We start from the raw sequence: 21,992 nt of genomic DNA, 5'->3' as shown, positions 1-21,992 counted from the left end.
GGGCGGGCAGGATGCTCCGAAGTTCCGAACCCTTTGGGAAGCCGCCCGGAGGGCGTCTACGGAGGAAGCCTCCGCTCGGACTTCTCTCCACCCCACAATATTATTAAAGCTCTTGTGGGCTGGGCTTCTAGCCCGCACTGTTTTTAGTTTATTTATGCCTTTCTACCGACAGGGAGTGGGAATTGGGGGAGAACTCCCTTTGGAGCGTGCTGGCTCACCAATGACTAATGACGACCTTAACTAGTTAGCTTTATTTGTACCGACCTACTTATTGTTTCCTCTTTAACTTTTCTCACAAGAAGTAAAAGTAGGTTTTCAAGACATTTATTTATGAGAAAAATCTCATCTTTATGAGAATTTTCTCACAAATAAGTATGAAAATATTTTTGCTCTTATCCCAGCCGCTTCTTCTTTATTACCTCAAAAAACTAATGTAGTAATGCAAATTTTCTCTAGCCATAAAATATATTTTTTATAAAAATTTACATAATTTTACGCGAACATATTTTGCCGCTCGGAATCAGCAATTTTGTCATCATGCCAGTAACATGATATTATTCTTACTTGCTCTATCGAGAGTAGTAAATTATTTAATTTCAAAAAAATTTGAAATTCTCTGATTTTTTTAAAAAGATTGTAAAAATGTCTGGAATAATATTCATTTGTGACCAAAATCATTAAGCTTATAAATAAACATCAGCAAAATTCAGACTTCAGTCTGATGGCAAAATTGAAACAGCTAGTAAGCTGTCAAAGATCCAAATGAAAATAGCCTTTATCGTAAACAAGTTTCCAGTTTTATCTGAAACGTTTATTCTGAACCAAATTACTGGATTAATTAATCGTGGACATGAGGTTCACATATACGGTTCTCCACCGGATGATGCTTCTAAATTTCATCCAGATGTAGAAACTTATAACTTGCTCAAGCATACCTATTATGCTCTTTCAGTTCCTAAAAATCACTTCTGGCGCTTGCTCAAAGGTCTGGGATTTATAATTGCCAATTTTAATCAAGCTCCTCTTGTAATACTGCGATCGCTCAACTTTTTTCGCTACGGTAGGAACGCAGCTTCCCTGAGATTATTGTACTCAATTATACCTTTATTAAAGATACAAACATACGATATAATCCACTGCCAATTTGGGATACAAGGCAATCAAGGATTGATTTATCGCGAACTTGGTGCTATCCAAGGAAAGTTAATTACTTGCTTTCGGGGCTATGATATCAGTTGGTATGTACAAGAATATGGAGAACAAGTTTATGATGAACTATTTATCAAAGGAGATTTTTTTCTTACTAACTGCGAATTTTTTAAGAAGCGAATAATTAAACTCGGCTGCGATCAAAACAAAGTAGTCGTTCATGGCTCAGGAATAGACTGTAGTCGGTTTCAATTTCAAGTCAGAAAACTCAAATCGGATGGGAAAATTCGCATTGCTACGACTGGTCGCTTAGTCGAAAAAAAAGGAATAGAATACGCCATTCGTGCCGTTACCAAAGTCTTAAATATTCATGAAAATATTGAGTATAATATCATCGGTGATGGAGAGTTAAAAGCACACTTTGAACAAGTTATTAGGGAACTAGGTGTTGCTGAGCACATAAAACTTCTTGGTTGGAAAAACCAGCAAGAAATTATTGAAATTCTCGATCGCGCTCATATTTTTATTGCCCCAAGTGTCACAGCAAAAGACGGAAACCAAGATGCTCCTGTCAATACCCTAAAAGAAGCAATGGCAATGGGTTTACCAGTCATAGGTACTTTCCACGGTGGTATTCCTGAACTAGTTCAAGATGGTATTTCTGGTTTTCTTGTTCCAGAAAGAGATGCAGATGCTATTGCTGAGAAATTGAGCTATTTCATCGAGCATCCAGAAATTTGGGAACAAATGGGTAAAGCAGGTCGTGCCTATGTAGAAGCACACTATGACATCCACAAACTCAACGATGAGCTAGTGGAAATTTATCGGCAAGTATTGGCGAATAATTTATACTCATGCCGGGTGCAACAACCACAACCGACAATCACTACTGAATGTGTATGAACTGCTGAAATTAAGGAAGGATAAACATATGAATTTGCCATCAGTTGTAGAGCCAGAAGTGACGATTGTTGTTGTTCCACGGGAGCGTTTCAGCTATACCCGAGAATCATTGGAAAGCATTTATGAGCATACAAAGTGTCCCTTTAAGTTAATCTACGTAGATGGTGGTTCACCGTCGCATATTAGGGATTATCTGGCAACTAAAGCAGCCGAGAAGCAGTTTCAACTAATTCGCACCGAACACTACCTCTCTCCCAACCATGCTAGGAACTTAGGTTTACGCCAAGTCAACAGCAAATATGTCGTCTTCATTGATAATGACGTGGTAGTTACTCCTGGCTGGCTAAAGCCGTTGATAGATTGTGCTGATGAAACCGGAGCGACTATAGTTAGTCCCCTCATTTGCCAGTACCTGCCATTACATACAGAAGTACATTGTGCAGGTGGAGAATCTGGAGTGAAGGTAGAAACGAAAGGCGAGACAACCAGACGGCGGATGATTGAGAAAATCTACAAACAAGGTCGCAAAGTAGCAGACGTGCGTCCCCAACTGCAACGGCAAAAAACTGGACTGGCAGAGTTCCACTGCATGATGGTACGCACAGAAATATTCGATCAAGTCGGTCTGTTGGATGAAGCACTGCTAAACACGAAAGAACACGTAGATTTGTGTATATTAGTGGTTGAGGCTGGCGGTACAGTCTACCTGGAACCTGAATCTTTGGTGACATATGTGCCAGGGCCACCACTGGAGTGGACAGACTTACATTTCTATATGCTGCGGTGGAGCGATGCTTGGGAATTGGCAAGCTTGAAACGCTTACGCGACAAGTGGAACCTGACTGAAGATGAGTACTTTCAGAACAAGTATAAACGCTTGGGATGGCGGCGAGATATGACAATTGTCAGCCCGATCGCCCGCAAACTTCCTTTCGGGAAAATGGGTTCTCGGGCAGTAGCGAAACTTCTCCGTACAATTGACAAAGCACTGAACCGTTATTTGACCACTCGCTACGCAAGAAGATATTTGCAAAGTCAGCAAGATCAAGTTCCACCACAGCAGCCACCGACATCGGCGATGACAGCATCATCGTAGGGATAAGTGGGTTTATGACCTGCAAAGAGAAAACACAAGTATGCACGATCGCTCGGCTAAAAATGAAAAATTTTTGCCCACTACTAACTCCACATTCACTATGCGGCTTCATCGCCGACAATTTGTCATCGGCTCGGAAGCTTTTCGTCCGTATGCCGACTGGCATTGTCGCCAGTTGAACACCTCAACGTGGATCTCCTATTGCCCTGAACTCCGTGCTAGCTGGACGAATGACGCTGATGGTGTTCCTTGGGTTTTGTTAGGGCTGGCTGTGGAAACGCTTGAGTCTCGCCCAGAACCGCCGAGCCAGATTGCACAAACTGCTAGCGCCGACATACCTGAGCTTTACCCCAGTTGGGCAGGGCGCTGGGTGTTAATTGGTAGGGATCGGGTACACATGGATGCCAGTGGGCTGCTTGGTTGCTTCTATGGAACAACACCTGATGGCAAAATCTGGGTATCAAGCAGTCCAGCGCTGCTTGCCATGATACTTTCGCCCGAAACCGATCCCCGACAGTTGCGTTACCAACAGGGATTATCGTGGTTCACACCGCCCTATTCTCGCTTTGTTGGCATTAACCGTCTTTTGCCTAGCCAAGTTCTCGAACTCAAAGATGGTAGCATCCAACCGCGATCGCTAATGCCCCCCATAAATCCTTCCCTTGGCTACAACGAAACTTTAGAGCTTCTCAAACAGAGTTTGATGACGGCGTTAAAGCGACTCTCACAAGCAGAAAGTAGATTGTGGCTGGGGTTATCAGCAGGTGTTGACTCACGACTGGTGTTGGCTACAGCATACTGTGCCAAGATCAACATCATGCCCTTTACCCGGATCAGTCCCAGGATGTCGGTAGCCGATCGCTTGCTACCACCCCAATTGGCACATGAACTTGGGTACAAACACATCTTCCTGCGCGGACAAAGCAAGAGTAAATCAGATCGCCTGCATTTCGTCGCCGCTCACACTGTCGGTCACGTATCAGAGGGCGATGCTCTACCCTTTCTCCGCAGTGTGCGTGATTCCCTAGAGGGAATTTCCATTGGTGGCTGGTGCTTCGGTGTAGGCAAAGCCTTGGGGCGTCAGTCCTTACCCGATTCCATTGATGACCTCAAAACCTGCACTCAACAGATAGCGCAAGCATATAACGAGCCGTTGGCTTCAAGCGCGATCGCAGGCATACAAGATTGGTTGAAATGGGTGCAAAAAACTCCCCAGGAACACTTAGATTGGCGAGATCGTTTTTACATCGAGCAACGCCTAGCTGGCTGGCAAAGTTCAAAAGAACAGTTGTATGACCTAAGTAAAATCGAAAGGATTCCTGTCATTAATGCCGCTCGCAACTACGCGCTAATGCTTGGTATCGAAGAACACCGCCGCCTTGAGGCTAAGTATCAAGTCGAACTCATCTCCAGAATTGCCCCTCAGCTATCTAGCTATCCCTGCAATCCAGATGAGCATTATTTTGGTAAACTTCGAGCGATCGCCATCAAATCTTCCTACGATCCAACATATCCTTACCAGATAATTAAAAACAAACTGCGATTTTGACGCTGACTTTGCTCATCACCTCAAAGACTTCCAAATAAAAAAATATCCAATCGCTCGTAAGACAAGGAGGAAAAGAAAGACAAGGAAAAGGAAACGAAAAGCCTAAATCATAAAATCATAAGCTTTTTGACATTTGACTTCTAAGGCAGCGGTACTAGTGCTTGCCTGTAATTGAAAATTTATGTGTGTAATATCTCTGTAGGGTGACAAACATTGAAGCAGAATACGCGTTCAAGATATCGGCTACCTGAGGTGATTCATACACCAGAAAGTAGCCTGAGATATCCAATCCAATTATTCAAACAAATGTGGCGAGACTTGCTAGCTTCTCGCGAACTCGCTTGGCGGCTGATGGTACGCGATATCAGTGCCCAGTACCGCCAATCATTTTTAGGAATAGTCTGGGCTTTTTTACCCCCAATTGTGATGGCTGCTGGATTTACCCTTGCCAATGATGCCAACGTTATTAATGTTGGGGTAACAGATTTACCATATCCAGCTTATGTCATGTTTAGCACAGCCCTATGGCAAACCTTTGTGGAAGCCTTAAATGGCCCGGTGCAAGCAGTGACAACAGCGAAACCGATGCTAGCCAGAGTTAACTTTCCCCGAGAAGCATTAATTTTGGCGAAGTTGGGTGAAGTGTTTTTTAACTTTGCGATCAAGCTGATTTTAATAGTAGCACTGTTTATCTGGTTTCGCGTGCCTGTGAGTTGGACGCTAATTTTAACACCTGTGGCATTAATTCACTTAGTTTTACTGGGAACATTCATCGGTATTGTATTAGCTCCATTAGGGGTTTTGTATCAAGATGTGTCTAAGGGGCTAACTTTAATAACAGGGTTTTGGCTATTTTTAACTCCAGTAGTTTATCCAGTCCCCAGTGCAGGAACATTTGGGTTTTTAGTCAAACTAAATCCCGTAACTCCTCTACTAGTAACAGCCCGAGAATTAGCAACAACAGGAGTAGTATCAGAACCTTTGAGATTTTGGGTAGTAAGTGCAATTACTTTGCTTGGCTTGCTACTAACTTGGATTGCATTCCGTCTTGCTATGCCTTTCGTGGTTGAGAGAGTGAGTTCCTAATCATGACCGAGTTAATCGAAACAGATATTTCTGTTCAGTCTCAAGATGAGACTGAAGTAGTAGTTTCAGTAGAGAATGTTTCTAAAAAGTTTTGTAGAAACTTAAAACAGTCTTTATTATACGGCGTTCAAGACATTGCTACAGAATTGGTAGGAGGAAGTAGAAAAGGTGATACCTTAAGATCAAAAGAGTTTTGGGCGCTTAAAGATGTCAGTTTTCAGCTGCGACGGGGAGAAGCACTAGGTTTAGTCGGCTCAAATGGAGCTGGAAAAAGTACGCTGTTACGTATTATTAGTGGCTTAATTAAACCTGATACTGGCAGAGTTAAAGTTAGGGGTAGAATAGCTCCTTTAATTGCATTAGGAGCAGGGTTTAATCCAATCCTGACAGGACGAGAAAATATTTATGCAAATATGTCAATTTTGGGTCTATCTACAAAAGAAATTGACGAAAAATTTCAGGATGTCATAGATTTTGCGGAAATTGCTGATGCCATTGATGCGCCCGTGCAAACCTATAGTTCTGGTATGGCAGCAAGGCTGGGATTTGCTTGTGCAGTACATATAGAACCAGAAATTTTGCTCATTGATGAAGTGCTGGCTGTAGGGGATATAAAGTTTAGGATGAAGTGTCATCGGAGGCTGGCGAAACTTAGAGAACAAGGCACAGCTTTTATCCTAGTTTCTCATAATCCCCAAACGATATTAAATGTATGTGAATCTTCTATTTATCTTTCCAAGGGACACTTGATTACATCTGGCGAAACAAGTTTAGTTATGAGTAGATACGAAGAAGATTTGTATCTGCATGGGTTAGATAAGCCAACAGGAGCAATGTTTTTGCCAGAGAAATCTCTCCATGAAAGTACAGGTTTAGATATTATTTCTGTGTGTTTTAAGGATGAGCAAGGAAATATTTTAGAAGCGCCTGTTACTGGTGAAACAGCTTATTTTTGCGTAGAATGCAGAGCAAATAAGAAAATTAATAATGTCAACTTATGTGTATCAATTACAGCGCAAGCAGGAGAAAATGAACGTATTTTGTATCTAACTTCTGCTAATGATAATGAGCAACTAGAAGTATTACCAGGAAAAGTGGAGCTACAGATGCAAATGCCCTACTGCTGCTTATCACCTGGTTTGTATAGCGCCAAAATCTTTGTAAGGGAAGGTACGTATTCTTTTGATGGAGTTCAATCTTTTAGATTTATTGTGAAAACAAGTCAGAAGACATTTAATTCTTTGTTTTATCAACCCAGAAAGTGGCAAGTCATTAATAAATAAGTCGAATGAATTTAGTTACTTAAACAAATGCCAACTATTTTTTGCGAGCCAGACAAATACCAAAAAAACACTGCTTAAGGCTATGGAACCAACAAAACTTTTTTACGAGCGAGAAACAGATTATGTCAAGTATCGACCAAGCTATCCCGCTGACGCAATCAATACTATCTTAGAGGGACTTGGCGAGCGATCGCAGCTTGTTGCAGCAGATATTGGGGCTGGTACAGGCATCGCCTCGCGTCTTCTTGCTGAGCGAGGGGTACGTGTCATTGCGATTGAGCCGAATACTTCAATGAGACAAGCTGCTGACACTCATCCATTGATAGAGTTTTCTGATGCAACTGCCGAAGCTACTAAACTACCTAACGCATCTGTTGACTTATTAACCTGCTTCCAGGCTTTCCATTGGTTCGATCCTGCACCAACTTTATCGGAGTTCCGTCGCATTCTCAAACCTTCTGGACGGTTGGCTTTAGTATGGAACCACTGGGCTGCGGATAACAAATTTTTGGACGAATTCGGTTGCATACTTCGCAAAGCGGCATCGAAGGATAGCCCAAAAAAAAAGGTTGGTGGTGGTTTCAAACCCCTCTTGTCCAGCCCACATTTCACAAATATCCGTCGCTGTACCTTTACCCACTCTCATGAGTTGGATTTGCCCGGTATTATCGGTTACGCCCAGAGTAAATACTTCGTCCCGCGTTCTGGATCGAGCTATGAGCAACTTATCTTAGATTTGCAGGAGTTGCACACCCGTTGGGCAGACGATCGCGGTTTAGTGCGCTTGGACTTTTGCACTAATGTTTACCTCGCCAAGCCACAACTTTATGACTTTCCTAAATTCATGACACGTTGGCGGAGTTGGTTCCTCACCAAGTGGTGGAAATTAAATAAAGCAACGACCTAGTACACCAATTCAGTAATCTTCAAATTGGAAGGGAAGGAGGACTTGGAGGATGGGGTGATGGGGTGAACCGCTTCGCGGAATTCAAAATTCAAAATTCAAAAATTTTGACTTTTGACTTTTCATCTCCCCAACTCCCCACCTCCCTATCTCCTACTCTCCCTTTCCTGGTTGCGAAAGTACTTTATGCCGAAAGTGGCAAAAAACATCTTGCACACCTATGCAACAGTCAGGAGGCTCAGCCTCCAAACCCTCGTTACCAGGTTGAATCTGTCAACCTGATAACGAGATATCAGAGCCTCTGGCTCCGAAAAAAGAAATAATTACCACTTCCATCGTAATGACATTACCTATTTATTTTTCCAAATTTAGAGGATAACAAAAATGTCAAAGCTTGTTTCGGTAATTATACCTTGCTTTAATGCCGCCAAATGGTTGGCAGAGGCAATAGACAGCTGCTTGCAACAAACTTATCCCAATATCGAAATTATTGTCATTGATGATGGTTCAACTGATAATTCTTTAGAAATTATCAAAAGTTATGATAACAAAATCATCTGGAAAAGTTGCCCCCATCAAGGGGGAAATCACGCCAGAAATTTAGCCTTTGCTTTATCAAAGGGAGAGTATATTCAGTACTTGGATGCAGATGACTACATCTTACCTGAAAAAATCGAAAGGCAAGTGCACTTTTTAGAAACAACGGGAGCGGATGTTGTTTATGGTGATTGGAGATACCAGCATCATCTACCCGACGGAAAAAGTTATTTAGATAACATTGAAATTTCGGGAGCACAAGCAGATATTCTTGAATCTCTACTAGTAAATTGGTGGACTGCTGTTGCTTCTTTACTGTATAGAAGAACGGCTATAGAAAAAAGTGATGGCTGGGATGAAGAATTAGCAGTCGCACAAGATAGAGATTTTTTCTTATCAGTTGTCATCAACGGTGCAAAAGTCGTATATCAACCGGGTTGCTATTCAGTTTACAGACGCTATGGCAATGTCACAGTCTCCAGCTCCTCGAAAAGCCGCTGGATTCAATGCCAAATGATAGTATTAAAAAAGGTAGAAAAGAAGCTCTTGAAGTTGAACAAACTTTCCAATAAATATCGTTGTGCTATGGCTCAATGCTATTTTGAACTGGCTAGAGAAGCTTTGAAGAGTGACTATTACAAATTATACCTGAAATTAATAGAAGAAGTTTTAATTACCTATCCAGACTTTAAGAAGAAGAGTAGAAAAGCAATTTATAATATCGTGCAAAATATTTGTGGATTTCGTCAGTGTGAAAGAATAGCCTTTTATGTTCTTTTGACCCACAAGTTTGTCACTTCTACAGTAGATAACTTGTCGAACCAGGAAAGAAAATTAGGCGTACCATTATAGTATAGACTGTAGCTATCTAGATATAGGCACAGCACGAGTGCTTACAATGTAGGTCATACTGATGAATCGCTCAAAAATTGTTGCAATTATTACAGGCGTAATTTCTATAATATTGGCGATCGCCTACCTCCTCATTGTCCAAATCTTAGACTTTCGCGGGGAAATGAAACCTGCTCCCATCAGTGAAGTTGAGCAATCAGTATCGATAGTTACGCAAAGTTATACTAGTAGTTGACCTGAGATTAGTTGCAACTCACACTGTGGGTTCGTCATAGAGCTTTCAAGGCTGATCTGCCTATTAAGTAAGTAGGCGAGAAAAAATCAAACATTGTTGTTTTTAATTGTGTCTGCAAGTCTCATAATCTTTAGTTTAGTACAGACTTGCAGACTTTTTTAGTCTCTTCTCTCACATGTAGCGATCGCTTAAGTAAGTGCCATTCAACTGTAGGGTGCGTTAGAGCGAATGTCCGTAATGCACCCTACATTTGTGCATTTCTTTTTTGTCTAAATTCTGTAATTAGCAAGAAAATTTACACGAATTCTCCAAAAACTTGCAACTAAGAATTTCTATTTTCCTTTTACCTAGCTAACTTTTACTGGTTTGTCTCTGAATACGCAATGGTATAAAAAAACAGTTTGTCTTGGCAAGACAAACTGTATGCAAAAAGATTTTATATACAATCTAGAACTACATCATGCCCATGCCGCCCATGCCACCCATGCCCATGCCGCCCATGCCGCCCATATCGGGAGCACCACCTGCGGCTTTCTTCTCAGGCTTTTCTGCTACGACAGCTTCGGTAGTTAGAACCATAGAAGCAATAGAAGCGGCGTTTTGCAAGGCTGAACGCACGACTTTGGCGGGATCAATAATACCCGCAGCAATCATGTCTTGAAATTCACCAGTAGCAGCGTTGTAACCAATGTTGAATTCTGTAGTACGCACTTTTTCGACGATCACAGAACCTTCAACACCAGCGTTATCTGCAATTTGGCGCAAGGGTGCATCTAGCGATCGCTCAACAATACCAGCACCAATTTTTTCTTCTTCGTTGAGGCTATTTTTAATTTCATTGACTTTCGTAGCCAGGTGAATCAGCATTGTACCACCACCAGGCACAATTCCTTCTTCCACAGCGGCTTTGGTAGCGTTGAGGGCGTCTTCAATCCGCAGTTTGCGGTCTTTGAGTTCGGTTTCTGTTGCCGCACCCACTTTAATGACAGCTACACCACCAGCTAGCTTGGCGATGCGTTCTTGGAGTTTTTCTTTATCGTATTCCGAATCGGTTTCTTCCAATTGCTTGCGAATTTGGGCAATGCGCTTTTGTACGTCTGCTGTGTGCTCACCACCAGCAACGATTGTGGTGTTTTCTTTGTCAATCGTAATCCTGCGGGCAACTCCTAACATCTCCAAACTAACGGTATCCAAACTTAAACCGATTTCTTCGGAAATCAATTGTCCACCAGTAAGGATAGCAATGTCTTGCAACATCGCTTTGCGGCGATCGCCAAATCCAGGTGCTTTGATGGCGCAAACTGACAGCACACCCCGCGCTTTGTTCACAACCAAAGTTGCCAAAGCTTCGCCTTCTACATCTTCAGCGATAATCAGTAGGGGTTGACCCAAACGAGCAACTTTTTCCAAAACAGGCACTAAGTCCTGAATACTGCTGATTTTCTTATCAGTGATGAGAATCCGGGCGTTCTCAAATTCCACCGTCATCCGCTCGTTGTCGGTGATAAAGTAGGGGGAAATGTAACCTCGGTCAATTTGCATCCCTTCTACCACTTCCAATTCGGTGGTCAGGGACTTAGATTCTTCTACGGTGATGACACCGTCTTTGGTGACTTTTTCCATTGCTTCGGCAATCATGGCACCGATTTCTTCATCGTTGCCAGCGGAAACAGTCGCAACTTGGGCGATCGCGCTACCTTCAACCGGTCTTGCTACCGCCACAATTTCTTGCACTAACCTGTCAACAGTTTTTTCAATGCCGTGCCGCATCGCGACTGGATTTGCTCCAGCAGCTACGTTCTTCAAGCCTTCTTTGATCATCGCTTGTGCTAGCACTGTTGCTGTAGTGGTGCCGTCACCAGCTACTTCTTTGGTTTTGGAAGCAACTTCTTGGATGAGTTTTGCGCCAGTATTTTCGAGGGGGTCTTCTAGTTCAATTTCTTTGGCAACGGTGATACCATCGTTAACAATTTGGGGCGTACCAAATTTTTTTTCTAACAGGACGTTGCGACCTTTTGGCCCCAAAGTAATTTTCACCGCATCGGCAAGAGTGTTTATGCCTTTTTCTAACGCCCGTCGCGAATCTTCATCAAATGCAATAATCTTGGCCATAGTTCAATTTGTGTTCAGTTAGTGAGTTCTTCCATTAGACAATTTAGCACTCACAGGACAAGAGTGCTAACTCAACAATTAATAGTAAACCTGTTCACTAAAAAATTGGTAACTGATGAATGCTTGAGCAAGTTGCTCATTTTTCTGATGGTGAGAAAAAAAATGATTAGTATACACTTGATGCTGATGTTGGATAAAGGCAGTAATGGTGGAAATGGGAGATGAATATATACAGCTCCCTTGAGGCGCTTGGTATTGCTGACCCTAGCGGTTCCGGCTGGTTGGCGGTAGTTTTTACATTTTTATTAGCTTGGGCTGTGACATGGCGTTTAATTCCGGCAGTACGCAAATTTGCTTTGCGGGTGGGTTGGGCTGACCAACCAAATGCACGGCGGTTAAACCGAGAACCTTTACCTAACGCAGGGGGTTTGGCTATCTATGCAGGAGTAATAGCGGCTTTGATACTAGCAAGCCTGTTAAGACCTATTGAACTCCAAGGTGTATTGGCTCAAGTGCTAACTATTCTCTTAGGAGGTTCAATATTAGTCCTAGTAGGCTTCATTGACGACCAATTTGGCTTACCTCCTTCAGTTCGCCTACTAGTGCAAGTTCTGACGGCACTGCTGCTAGTTGGGAATGGCATTAGCATTAAAGTTACTTTTGGTACTCCCCTCGACTCGCTACTGTCAACCTTGCTAACAGTATTGTGGGTTGTGGGAATTACCAACGCCATCAACTTGATGGATGGTATGGATGGTTTGGCAGGAGGAGTTAGCTTTATCACCGCCATGAGTTTATTAGCTGTTTCGGCACAGTTTCCGAATTGGGCAGCAGCAACCCTGGTTCTGGCAGCATTAGCGGGAGCAGCGCTGGGTTTTTTGCGCCATAATTTCCACCCTTCACACATCATTATGGGTGATGCTGGAGCTTACTTTTTTGGCTATGTACTTGCTGCAACTGCTATTGTCGGTGAACTACAAGCTACTACAATTTTTTCTTTAGTACCACCTGTTTTATTTTTGCTTTTGCCAGTGCTAGACACTACCCAAGTAGTAGTGCGGCGACTTCTGGCAGGAAAAAACCCCATGAAAACTCCAGGGAAAGACCATTTACATCATCGCTTACTAGCTTGGGGTTTATCTCAGCGCCATGCAGCCTTGACTCTTTGGTCAATTGCTTTAGTTTGCAACTGGCTGGCGATGACAATCCGAGGCATGAGCCTGGTAGTAATACTTGCTACTACCTTCAGTATTATTACCTTATTAGGTTTCACCGTTTGGCAAAGGATAAAGGCAACATGAATGCTGAATGATGAATTATGAATACTAAAAACTTCATAATTCATCATTCATCATTCATAATTTTTTCTACGCCATCACCATCCCGCCATCGACGTTAAAGACTTGTCCGGTGATGTAGGCTGCTGCGGGATCGGCGGCTAGGAAGCGCACCATACCAGCAACTTCTTCAGGCTGCCCGTAGCGACCAAGGGGAATATATTTGAGAATTTCTTCGGCATTGATATTACTTGTCATGTCGGTGGCGATGAAGCCAGGGGCAACGGCGTTAACGGTAATGCTGCGAGATGCAAATTCTTTAGCAACGGTTTTGGTAAAACCAATGACACCTGCTTTGGCAGCGCTGTAATTGGCTTGTCCGGGGTTGCCCATTTGTCCGGCGACAGAGGTAATGTTGACGATTCGCCCCGATCGCTGTTTGAGCATGATTTTACTGACAGCACGAGTGCATAAAAATACACCCGTGAGATTGAGGTCAATTACTGCTTGCCAGTCTTCTGGCTTCATTCGTAACAATAGTGTGTCGCGAGTTATACCAGCATTGTTGACCAAGATGTCAATGCGATGAAACTTTTCGGTGACGGCACTCACTAAAGCATCTACTTGCTCAGCTTTGGAGACATCAGCGCTGAGTACGATCGCACTACCACCTGCTTGAGTAATTTCTGACACTACTTCCTCAGCAGCTTGGCTGGAACTAGCATAATTGACAACTACGCTGGCTCCGACTTTTGCCAATTCTCGCGCGATCGCCCGCCCAATCCCCCGAGAAGCACCAGTGACAATAGCAACTTGTCCTCGCAAAGTTTGTAAATTTTCTGGTAAAAGTTCCATAACTACTCCTCTTGATTGTTTCACCGCGCTAATCATCATAGGGTGATTCGGGAGCGCAACTAATAACAATTCGCTTTAATTTGACTACAGGTAAGGAGATGGGGAGAGTGGACATCGGCATTGGGCATTGGGAATTGGGCATAGTTAACAACCACTAACCACTAACTCTTGTAGTTTCTAGTTCCAGTTTAATTCTAGGAAGTTAAACGACTGGTTCAAGAGAAGCACCCAGTTTAACAAGAACTGGCTACACGGCGGGAAAAAAGCCTGGGAGGTGCATAGCAGAAATTAAACTGTTATCACTAACCCGAGCTGTCGTTTTTTCCTTACAATTGTTTAGATGTCATATTTTGAAACATGACCGATCAATCTTTTACTGACGCCAATTCTCATTTCCAACGACCTGCAACACAAGCGAATCGGGCGCTGGAAAAAGAAGCGAATTTGCCCCTGACAGGGTGGCAGCAGGAAGTTTCTAGAGGATTAGAATTTGGTTTAGAAGCAGCAGAAAGTATCAGCGATCGCTCCATTCCTACCTTTTCTCGCGGAGAACTTCCCCACTTTGCCGGAATTAATACTTTTTTGAAAGCACCCTATTTAGAAGATGTGCGAAAAGTCGGCGAATACGACGTTGCGATTGTGGGTGTACCGCATGATTCTGGAACTACCTATCGACCCGGAACTCGTTTTGGCCCCCAAGGAATCCGCCGAATTTCGGCATTGTACACCCCTTATAACTTTGAACTAGGTGTTGATTTGCGCGAGCAAATTACCTTATGTGATGTGGGTGATATTTTTACCATTCCAGCAAATAACGAAAAGTCTTTTGACCAGATTTCTAAAGGCATTGCTCACATCTTTAGTTCTGGTGCATTTCCCATCATTATGGGAGGCGATCATTCAATTGGATTTCCGACTGTGCGAGGTGTTTGCCGTCACTTAGGTGACAAAAAAGTCGGAATTATTCACTTTGACCGTCATGTTGATACCCAGGAAACAGACCTCGATGAGCGGATGCATACCTGTCCCTGGTTCCATGCAACAAATATTAAAAATGCTCCAGCAAAAAACCTCGTGCAATTAGGAATTGGTGGTTGGCAAGTGCCGCGTCAAGGTGTAAAAGTTTGTCGAGAAAGAGCCACCAATATCTTAACAGTTACGGACATCACAGAGATAGGTTTGGATGCGGCAGTCAACTTTGCCTTAGAACGAGCTTTAGATGGTACTGACTGCGTTTACATCAGCTTTGATATTGATTGCATCGATGCTGGTTTTGTCCCTGGAACAGGCTGGCCTGAACCTGGTGGATTATTACCGCGTGAAGCGCTTTACATGTTAGGTAAAATTATCCAGAAAGCACCTATTTGTGGACTGGAAGTTGTCGAAGTTTCACCTCCTTACGATATCAGCGACATTACATCATTAATGGCGACAAGGGTCATTTGCGACACAATGGCGCATTTAGTGATATCTGGTCAATTACCACGCAAAGAAAAACCCGCATATATTCACCCCGAGGCACAATCAGAGTTAGTGGAAAATTGGAGGTAAATTTATCATTGTACCCGTACATGGTGTGGGGATAAAAATATAAACCTGCATAGGTAGGGTTGGTTGAGTTTTGCGTAAAAAATAGCGATTTTAAACGCAGAGGCTCGCAAAGGTGAGCGCAGAGGGGCGCAGAGTCTGAATAGAAAGATTTCGCTATGAATTTATGCGATTTTGTACTCAGTCAGTATGCCCTGGGCTTTAGCCTGGGGCGAAGGAGGGGAATTTTGCACGAAACTGATATGACAAAAGCGCTCATTTTAACTGTAAAAGATTGGTGTGAATCCCAGCTTGAGCATCCACAAATTTCTCAAATTCACCTGATTGTTGGTAAGTTTACTTGTGTTGAACCAGCAAGCTTGCAATTTGCTTTTGAGGTACAGACGCGCAATACCTTTTTAGAAGGGGTAAAACTGGTAATTCAAGAAACACCATTAATTGCTTTTTGTCACCGTTGCCAACAAGAATATTCACCGCAAATTGGCTGGCAATACGCCTGTCCTGAATGTCATTCTCCAATGGAGGATATTCGCTCAGGTAGAGAGTTGAAAATTGACAAAATTGAGTACGCTTATGCATCAAACATTTGACGCAGCATTAGGAATTAACTTGCTTCATGCTAACCAGCAAGGAGCCGACCACAACCGATCGCATTTTGATGAATGGGGAATTATTTGTTTCAACATTATGAGTAGCCCAGGTGCTGGTAAAACAGCACTACTAGAGCGTACGCTTGCTACTTTGAGCAATGAGTTAAAAATTGCCGTGATTGAAGGGGATATGACCACCGATTTAGATGCAGAACGCCTGCGGAAATACGGTGTGCCTGTGATTGCAATTAATACGGGTCGTTCTTGTCATTTAGATTCCAAAATGGTTGCAGGCGGAATTCATCGACTGGAACACGAATACAATCCTTCTGACTTTGATTTAGTGCTGGTAGAAAATGTTGGTAATTTAGTTTGTCCTGCTGAATTTGAAGTTGGAGAACATGCCAAAGTTGCTTTATTGAGCGTAACTGAAGGGGAAGATAAACCGCTGAAATATCCGATTATGTTCCAAGAAGCAGATTGTCTGCTGATTACCAAAATAGATTTGGCTCCTTATTTGGATATTGATATTAGCTGCATTGAAGTTAATGTCCGTCAGATGAATCCTAATATTAGGATTATTCCTGTTTCTTCTAAAACAGGTGAGGGCTTGGAAGTTTGGTTTGATTGGGTGCGTCAGTTCAAATCACTAACTACCCTAAGAGCGTAGTGAGGGTAAACTCAAGAACTTCTGCACAAGCTTTGTTTCACATTACTTATAAGGCTTGCATCAAAAAAACTAGTGACTAATGATAGAGGATTAAGAGCTAATTTGTCACAAAAACTAAAGTGTCACTCAGATAAAAACCAGCGGTTATCAGGCATCTTATAAATCTAATTGGAAGACCAAATATGTTGTCTGGTTAAATACTACGATTTCCTGAGGTCATATGAGTAAGCGTAACGTTCCCATTTTACTTTTTTTGGCTCTTGGGCTAGGAGTTTCTTGTTTGACCTTCGGTACGATGTGGTTAATAGATCAATTTACGCAGCCTTCATTATCACGTGAAAAAGACATATCGGTAAATCAATCGATCAATAATCAGTTAACGCTTTTGGGAGATACTTTCAGTGGTTACAGCACTTTTCGCAGTCAGACTTTTCTAGAAGCGGTCAAAAAAGCTGGTTTAAACTTGCGTTATGAAGATGAATTTGATCAAGCCAAACGTGCTGAGCGTTTTAATCAGGGACAATCTGATTTGTTGGTAACGACACTGGATCAGTTTCTCAAACAACAGCCTCAGGGAAAAATTGTGGGGCTAATTGACACTACAGTGGGAGCAGACGCGGTTGTCCTCAACACTAAGAAGTATCCCAATCTCAAATCAATGCTAGCTCTGAGCCAGTTGGTACAGCAAGCACGCAACAAGGGAGAGCAGTTCACAATTGTCTTTGCTGGCGATACACCTAGCGAGTATTTGGCACAGGTGTTAACTACCAAATTTGAGGAGTTTAAGCTGTCAGATTTCCAAATCAAAAGAGTGGCAGATGCTGCCGATGCCTGGAAGGTATTGCAAGATTCCAATCAAAATGTGGCAGTTGCTGTGCTTTGGGAACCTTATGTCAGCCAAGCTAGACAGAAGGGTTACACGGTGGTGTTATCCAGTAAGGATTTACCGGGGACTATTGTAGATGTGATTGTTGCTTCTAATCGCCTGATTGAGTCGCAACCAGAGAAGATTTCACAATTACTGGAAGTTTATTACCGTCTGATTGATACCAATGTCCGCAATGCTGAACAGTTGCAGGCACAAATTGCTCTTGATGGGAAGTTATCTAACGCTGATGCTGGTGCAGTTTTGCAAGGTATTGACTTTTTTACCTCCGTGGAAGCTGATAATTGGATGACGGATGGCATTTTAGAGAAACGCATTAACTCTACTGCTGCGGTGCTGGTGTTAGTAGGCAAAATGAACGAGGTTCCCCAGAATCCCAAGGAACTGTTTACCTCCGAGTTCATTGCGAAGGCGTCAGAAAATACCCAAAATCTAATTAAAATGGTGCGTATCGATAACCCGCAACTAGCAGACAGATTTGCTGGTAAAGGAAAAGCGATCGCTCCCATGCCTAATTTCAATCCCAACCAGATTGCCACCGCCCCTAATATTGGCAATTTACAACAGCAAGGGGAGGTGAAATTTACAACTGACTCTGCTCAGCTTACTAATCAAGGTAAGGAAACGCTAGATAAGCTGAGTCGGGAGATTGCAGAATTTAACGAACAAACAATAGGTGTACGAGTAATTGGTCATACTTCTAGATTTGGCGAGGCTGATTTTAACCAAGACCTGAGTCAAAAACGGGCACAGACAGTGGCTAACTATCTGCGCGATCGCGGTCTCAAGCACAAGATTGTAGCTGTGGGTAAAGGTTCCAGCCAACCACTAGCTGGAGTTCATCCTGAGGATAAACGTAATCAACGCACGGAAATTCGTCTAGTTCGTGTTAATTAGGTTGTGAGTTGTGATAGGGGTTTCATGAAGTTACGAATTTTACCATCTTTATTAGCTTTATTTTTAATAAGTTTAATTGTTGCAGTCAGTTGTACTCCTTCTCCACAAACTTCTACGTCGGAAAATTCTGCTGCAACTCCTACAAATACCAAACCAATTCAATTTGGTTTTAGTGCTTGGCCTGGTTGGTTTCCTTGGCAAATTGCTCAAGAACAAAACCTGTTTGAGGCAAATAAAGTTAATGTCGATTTGAAGTGGTTTGATGGCTATTTAGATTCCATTAATGCTTTGAGAGCAGGTCAATTGGATGCCAATACTCAAACCTTGAATGACACGATTAGTTCAGTAGCGGCTGGTGCAGATCAGGTAATTGTTTTGGTCAATGACAATTCCACTGGCAACGATAAAATTATCGTCCGAGAAGGAATTAATACGATTGCTGACCTCAAAGGCAAAAAAGTTGCAGCTGAAGAAGGAACTGTTGACCATTTTTTATTATTACTAGGTTTGAAAAAAGCAGGTTTAACACAAGCTGATATTCAGTTTCAACCACTAGAAACAGGTGCAGCCGCAGCAGCTTTTGTTGCTGGTCAAGTGGATGCAGTGGGAGTGTTTGCACCCTTCACTACAAAGGCTTTATCACGTTCTGGCAGTAAAGAATTATTTAGTTCTAAAGACTTTCCGGGTGCAATTCCCGACCATTTAGTAGTTAGCCGCAAACTAATTAACGAACGTCAGCAAGATGTGCAAGCTTTAGTAAATACTTGGTTTGCAACTTTAGATTTTATGAAAGCAAATCAAGAAAAAGCTTACGAAATTATGGCAAAACGTGCAGGGGTGTCAGTTTCCGAATATAAGGCATACGACGCAGGGACTAAAATCTTTACTCTAGAGGAAAATTTGAAAGCATTTACTCCCGGTCAAAATATGACATCTCTGAGATACGCCGCTGAGGAAATTAGCAAGTTTCTCGTTGAGAGCGGTTTAATCAAACAAGCGCCTAATCTTAACCAAATCTTTGACGATCGCTTTATCAAAGCCTACGCTGCCAAGCAAACATCATGAACCAACACGCTGAAGATTTGCAAGCAATTAATTCTGGGCGTCCTCAGAAAATGTTACCACAAACCTGTTTTTGGCGCATTGCTGAGGATATTCCCAACAACTTGGCTTGGACTTTAATGTTCTTGTCAATTTCCTTACCTATACTTCTCTGGTGGATTATTGCCAACACAGGCTTAATTCCACCTTTGTTTCTTCCTTCTCCAAGTCAAGTTTGGGATGCATTTCAAAGGCTTTTGGCCAGTGGAGATTTGCAAAAAGATATTGCCTTTAGTTTGTTTCGAGTCCTGGGTGGATTTTTGCTAGCAGCAATCATTTCCATTCCTTTAGGCACATTGATGGGTACTTTTGCCAGCATTCGGGCATTGCTAGAACCACTTATTGGTATCGTGCGCTATATGCCAGCCCCAGCATTTATTCCCTTACTAATTTTATATTTTGGATTGGGAGAAACACCGAAAATTATGCTGATTTTTATCGGCACGCTGTTTTTTAACACCTTAATGGTGATGGATGCAGTGAAGTTTGTTCCCAAGGAATTATTGGAAACTACTTATACTTTAGGTGGGCAAAGAAAACAAGTTTTACTACAAGTCATTTTCCCATTTATTCTGCCTAATATTATCGATGCTTGTCGCGTCAATATGGCAGCATCTTGGAATTTAGTCATTGTCTCGGAATTGGTAGCGGCAACAGAAGGTTTAGGACGCCGAATTAGTGTTGCCCAAAGGTATCTCAAGACCGATGAAATTTTTGCTGGGTTAATTGTAATTGGTTTAATTGGTTTAGGAATTGACCTTTTGTTTCGATTGTTATTGCGGGCTTCTTGCAAGTGGGCTATTGATTAAGTGAGGGTTATGAGTTGTTAGTTGTTGTTTGTTGATTGTTGGTTGTTTGTATTTGCTTACTACTAACTACTAACTACTAACTACTCGCTCTTTTCACAAATGACAAATGACGAATGACAAATGACAAATTATGCATTTAGAAATTAATCAACTCCACAAACAATTCAAAACTAAGCGCGGTTTGCTGACTGCCCTCAAGGATATTAATTTGCATATTGAAGAAGGGGAGTTTGTCTGTGCAGTAGGGGCAAGTGGTTCTGGTAAATCAACTCTGCTACGCTTAATTGCGGGGTTGGATACTCCGACAGCAGGGGAGATACTAGTTGATGGAGTGCGGGTTACAGGGCCAGGATCTGACCGTGGTATGGTTTTTCAAAGCTATACTCTTTATCCGTGGATGAGTGTTGCCGAAAATGTAGAATTTGGTTTGAAGCTACAAGGTGTACCGAAAGTCCAGCGACGACAACAGGCGGCTTATTATCTAGAAGTAGTAGGTTTATCTACGTTTGCTAAGGCGCTACCTAAAGAACTTTCTGGTGGGATGAAGCAACGAGTAGCGATCGCCCGTGCTTTAGCATCGCAACCAAAAATTTTACTCATGGATGAACCCTTTGGCGCTTTGGATGCACAGACAAAAGAAGCTATGCAGCAATTTTTGCTGGAAATTTGGCGTAGCACCAGCACCACGATTTTTATGATTACTCATGATGTTGAGGAAGCAATTTTTTTATCACAGCGCATCTACGTATTAAGTTCGCGACCGGGTACAATTAGGCAAGAAGTGCAAATCCAACTACCTAGCAAATCGAATCCTCAAATCAAGCAACATCAAACATTTCAGACATATAAAAATGATGTGAGAAGACTCCTGTATGAGGACGGACTTCAAATAAACAGCAGCCCAAAGCAGCTACCTCTGGTAGGCTAAGCAGCATCTCGTCAGTTTTCTTGTGAAGCGCCGTAAAGATGCTTTACACTCATCGAGGTTGCTAAGAACTACTATTAAAATCAAACGATAAAAAACTGGTGCGTATCACATGACTACTAAAAAGCAATTCAACAGCTTTGAAGAGATGCTGTCTGGTTCTGATGTACCCGTATTGGTAGATTTTTATGCTGACTGGTGCGGGCCTTGTCAGATGATGGCTCCGATATTAGAACAAGTCAATGCTCAACTTCAAGGCCAGATCAGAATTGTAAAGATTGACACCGAGAAATACCCACAATTAGCTAGTCAGTATGAAATTGCTGCTCTACCAACTCTGGTACTGTTTAAGCAAGGTCAGCCGATAAATCGGATTGAAGGTGTAGTGCAAGCACCACAATTAGTTCAACATCTCAAATCCCTAATTTAATTAAAACGATTCAGCAGGTAGTTATAGTTCCTAGTGGTCTGTGTCATTAATTATGAGAGGTTTGTAGTGAGCGATTTATCGCTCAATTTTAAGGTATAAAGCCCTGACTGCGAACTTTCACAACTCATCAAAACTATTGACATAAACCACTAGTAGCATCATCATTTAGTAGCAATACCTTTGACAACTCCCCGCCGTAGAACGGCGGAGATTCTTCCTTCACCCAACATTGCCTCTAAAAGCAGTGCCTTTAGATGGTCTTACACGTTGTCCAGAAGCGGTAGCGAGATGCCCTCCC

Annotated in this window: 20 protein-coding genes; 18 read left to right on the top strand and 2 right to left on the bottom strand. The window is 42.4% G+C overall.

The annotated features are described in order from the left end of the window. From HXY43_RS16830 to HXY43_RS16790, 9 genes are all read left to right on the top strand, one after another. Positions 1–244: hypothetical protein (locus tag HXY43_RS16830; RefSeq protein WP_290884960.1), on the top strand; the 244-nt coding region annotated here is incomplete at its 5' end. 518 nt (positions 245–762) lie between these two features. Then, the gene (locus HXY43_RS16825; protein WP_290884957.1) at positions 763–2,052 is read left to right on the top strand and encodes a glycosyltransferase; all 1,290 of its coding nucleotides are present in this window, start codon (positions 763–765) and stop codon (positions 2,050–2,052) included. 28 nt (positions 2,053–2,080) lie between these two features. Further along, entirely contained in the window at positions 2,081–3,148 is a 1,068-nt protein-coding gene (locus HXY43_RS16820) for a glycosyltransferase (RefSeq protein WP_290884954.1), read from the top strand. A 40-nt stretch (positions 3,149–3,188) separates the two neighbouring features. Next, positions 3,189–4,697 carry a hypothetical protein gene (locus tag HXY43_RS16815; protein WP_290884951.1) on the top strand — a complete coding sequence of 503 codons (1,509 nt, stop codon included), beginning with the start codon at positions 3,189–3,191 and terminating at the stop codon, positions 4,695–4,697. 213 nt (positions 4,698–4,910) lie between these two features. Next, entirely contained in the window at positions 4,911–5,783 is an 873-nt protein-coding gene (locus HXY43_RS16810) for an ABC transporter permease (RefSeq protein ID WP_290884948.1), read from the top strand. A 2-nt stretch (positions 5,784–5,785) separates the two neighbouring features. After that, positions 5,786–7,066 carry an ABC transporter ATP-binding protein gene (locus tag HXY43_RS16805; RefSeq protein ID WP_290884945.1) on the top strand — a complete coding sequence of 427 codons (1,281 nt, stop codon included), beginning with the start codon at positions 5,786–5,788 and terminating at the stop codon, positions 7,064–7,066. Between the two features lie 82 nt (positions 7,067–7,148). Then, a complete protein-coding gene (locus tag HXY43_RS16800) occupies positions 7,149–7,973 on the top strand; it encodes a class I SAM-dependent methyltransferase (protein ID WP_290884942.1) in 825 nt (274 codons plus the stop codon). Between the two features lie 381 nt (positions 7,974–8,354). Continuing rightward, complete coding sequence (locus HXY43_RS16795; RefSeq protein ID WP_026733794.1) at positions 8,355–9,359, top strand: glycosyltransferase; 1,005 nt, start codon at positions 8,355–8,357, stop codon at positions 9,357–9,359. Between the two features lie 61 nt (positions 9,360–9,420). Beyond that, a complete protein-coding gene (locus tag HXY43_RS16790; protein WP_197036075.1) occupies positions 9,421–9,594 on the top strand; it encodes a hypothetical protein in 174 nt (57 codons plus the stop codon). Positions 9,595–10,047: 453 nt separating this feature from the next. Here the strand turns inward: HXY43_RS16790 and groL are convergent, their stop codons facing one another. Then, positions 10,048–11,706: a chaperonin GroEL gene (gene groL, locus HXY43_RS16785; protein WP_290884935.1), complete on the bottom strand. Its 1,659-nt coding sequence runs from the start codon at positions 11,704–11,706 to the stop codon at positions 10,048–10,050. Between the two features lie 221 nt (positions 11,707–11,927). Here groL and HXY43_RS16780 point away from each other — a divergent pair, with 221 nt between their 5' ends. After that, complete coding sequence (locus tag HXY43_RS16780) at positions 11,928–13,007, top strand: MraY family glycosyltransferase (protein WP_290884932.1); 1,080 nt, start codon at positions 11,928–11,930, stop codon at positions 13,005–13,007. Positions 13,008–13,073: 66 nt separating this feature from the next. Here the strand turns inward: HXY43_RS16780 and fabG are convergent, their stop codons facing one another. Beyond that, positions 13,074–13,838 (bottom strand): 3-oxoacyl-[acyl-carrier-protein] reductase, encoded by a 765-nt coding sequence (gene fabG, locus HXY43_RS16775; RefSeq protein ID WP_290884929.1) that lies wholly within the window; start codon positions 13,836–13,838, stop codon positions 13,074–13,076. Positions 13,839–14,195: 357 nt separating this feature from the next. Here fabG and HXY43_RS16770 point away from each other — a divergent pair, with 357 nt between their 5' ends. From HXY43_RS16770 to trxA, 8 genes are all read left to right on the top strand, one after another. After that, positions 14,196–15,389 carry an agmatinase family protein gene (locus HXY43_RS16770; protein ID WP_290884926.1) on the top strand — a complete coding sequence of 398 codons (1,194 nt, stop codon included), beginning with the start codon at positions 14,196–14,198 and terminating at the stop codon, positions 15,387–15,389. Positions 15,390–15,613: 224 nt separating this feature from the next. Further along, complete coding sequence (gene hypA, locus HXY43_RS16765) at positions 15,614–15,976, top strand: hydrogenase maturation nickel metallochaperone HypA (protein WP_290884962.1); 363 nt, start codon at positions 15,614–15,616, stop codon at positions 15,974–15,976. Further along, the gene (gene hypB / locus HXY43_RS16760; protein ID WP_290884923.1) at positions 15,960–16,646 is read left to right on the top strand and encodes a hydrogenase nickel incorporation protein HypB; all 687 of its coding nucleotides are present in this window, start codon (positions 15,960–15,962) and stop codon (positions 16,644–16,646) included. The genes hypA and hypB overlap by 17 nt, the downstream gene beginning before the upstream one ends. Positions 16,647–16,866: 220 nt before the next feature. Continuing rightward, entirely contained in the window at positions 16,867–18,429 is a 1,563-nt protein-coding gene (locus HXY43_RS16755; protein WP_290884920.1) for a phosphate ABC transporter substrate-binding/OmpA family protein, read from the top strand. Positions 18,430–18,453: 24 nt separating this feature from the next. Further along, on the top strand, positions 18,454–19,494 hold the full coding sequence (locus tag HXY43_RS16750; RefSeq protein WP_290884917.1) for an ABC transporter substrate-binding protein: 1,041 nt from the start codon (positions 18,454–18,456) through the stop codon (positions 19,492–19,494). Next, positions 19,491–20,339, top strand: coding sequence for an ABC transporter permease (locus HXY43_RS16745; protein WP_290884914.1), 849 nt, complete (start codon positions 19,491–19,493; stop codon positions 20,337–20,339). The genes HXY43_RS16750 and HXY43_RS16745 overlap by 4 nt, the downstream gene beginning before the upstream one ends. Before the next feature lie 130 nt (positions 20,340–20,469). After that, positions 20,470–21,267, top strand: a complete 798-nt coding sequence (locus HXY43_RS16740) for an ABC transporter ATP-binding protein (RefSeq protein WP_290884911.1) — start codon at positions 20,470–20,472, stop codon at positions 21,265–21,267. Between the two features lie 109 nt (positions 21,268–21,376). After that, positions 21,377–21,694 (top strand): thioredoxin, encoded by a 318-nt coding sequence (gene trxA / locus HXY43_RS16735; protein WP_026733805.1) that lies wholly within the window; start codon positions 21,377–21,379, stop codon positions 21,692–21,694. Positions 21,695–21,992 lie beyond the last annotated feature (298 nt).

The sequence above is a fragment of the Fischerella sp. genome, assembly GCF_013388695.1.
Taxonomy (GTDB): Bacteria; Cyanobacteriota; Cyanobacteriia; order Cyanobacteriales; family Nostocaceae; genus PCC9605.
The sequence above is the reverse complement of the archived record's forward strand: the minus strand, read 5'-3'. Positions and strand labels throughout refer to the sequence as shown.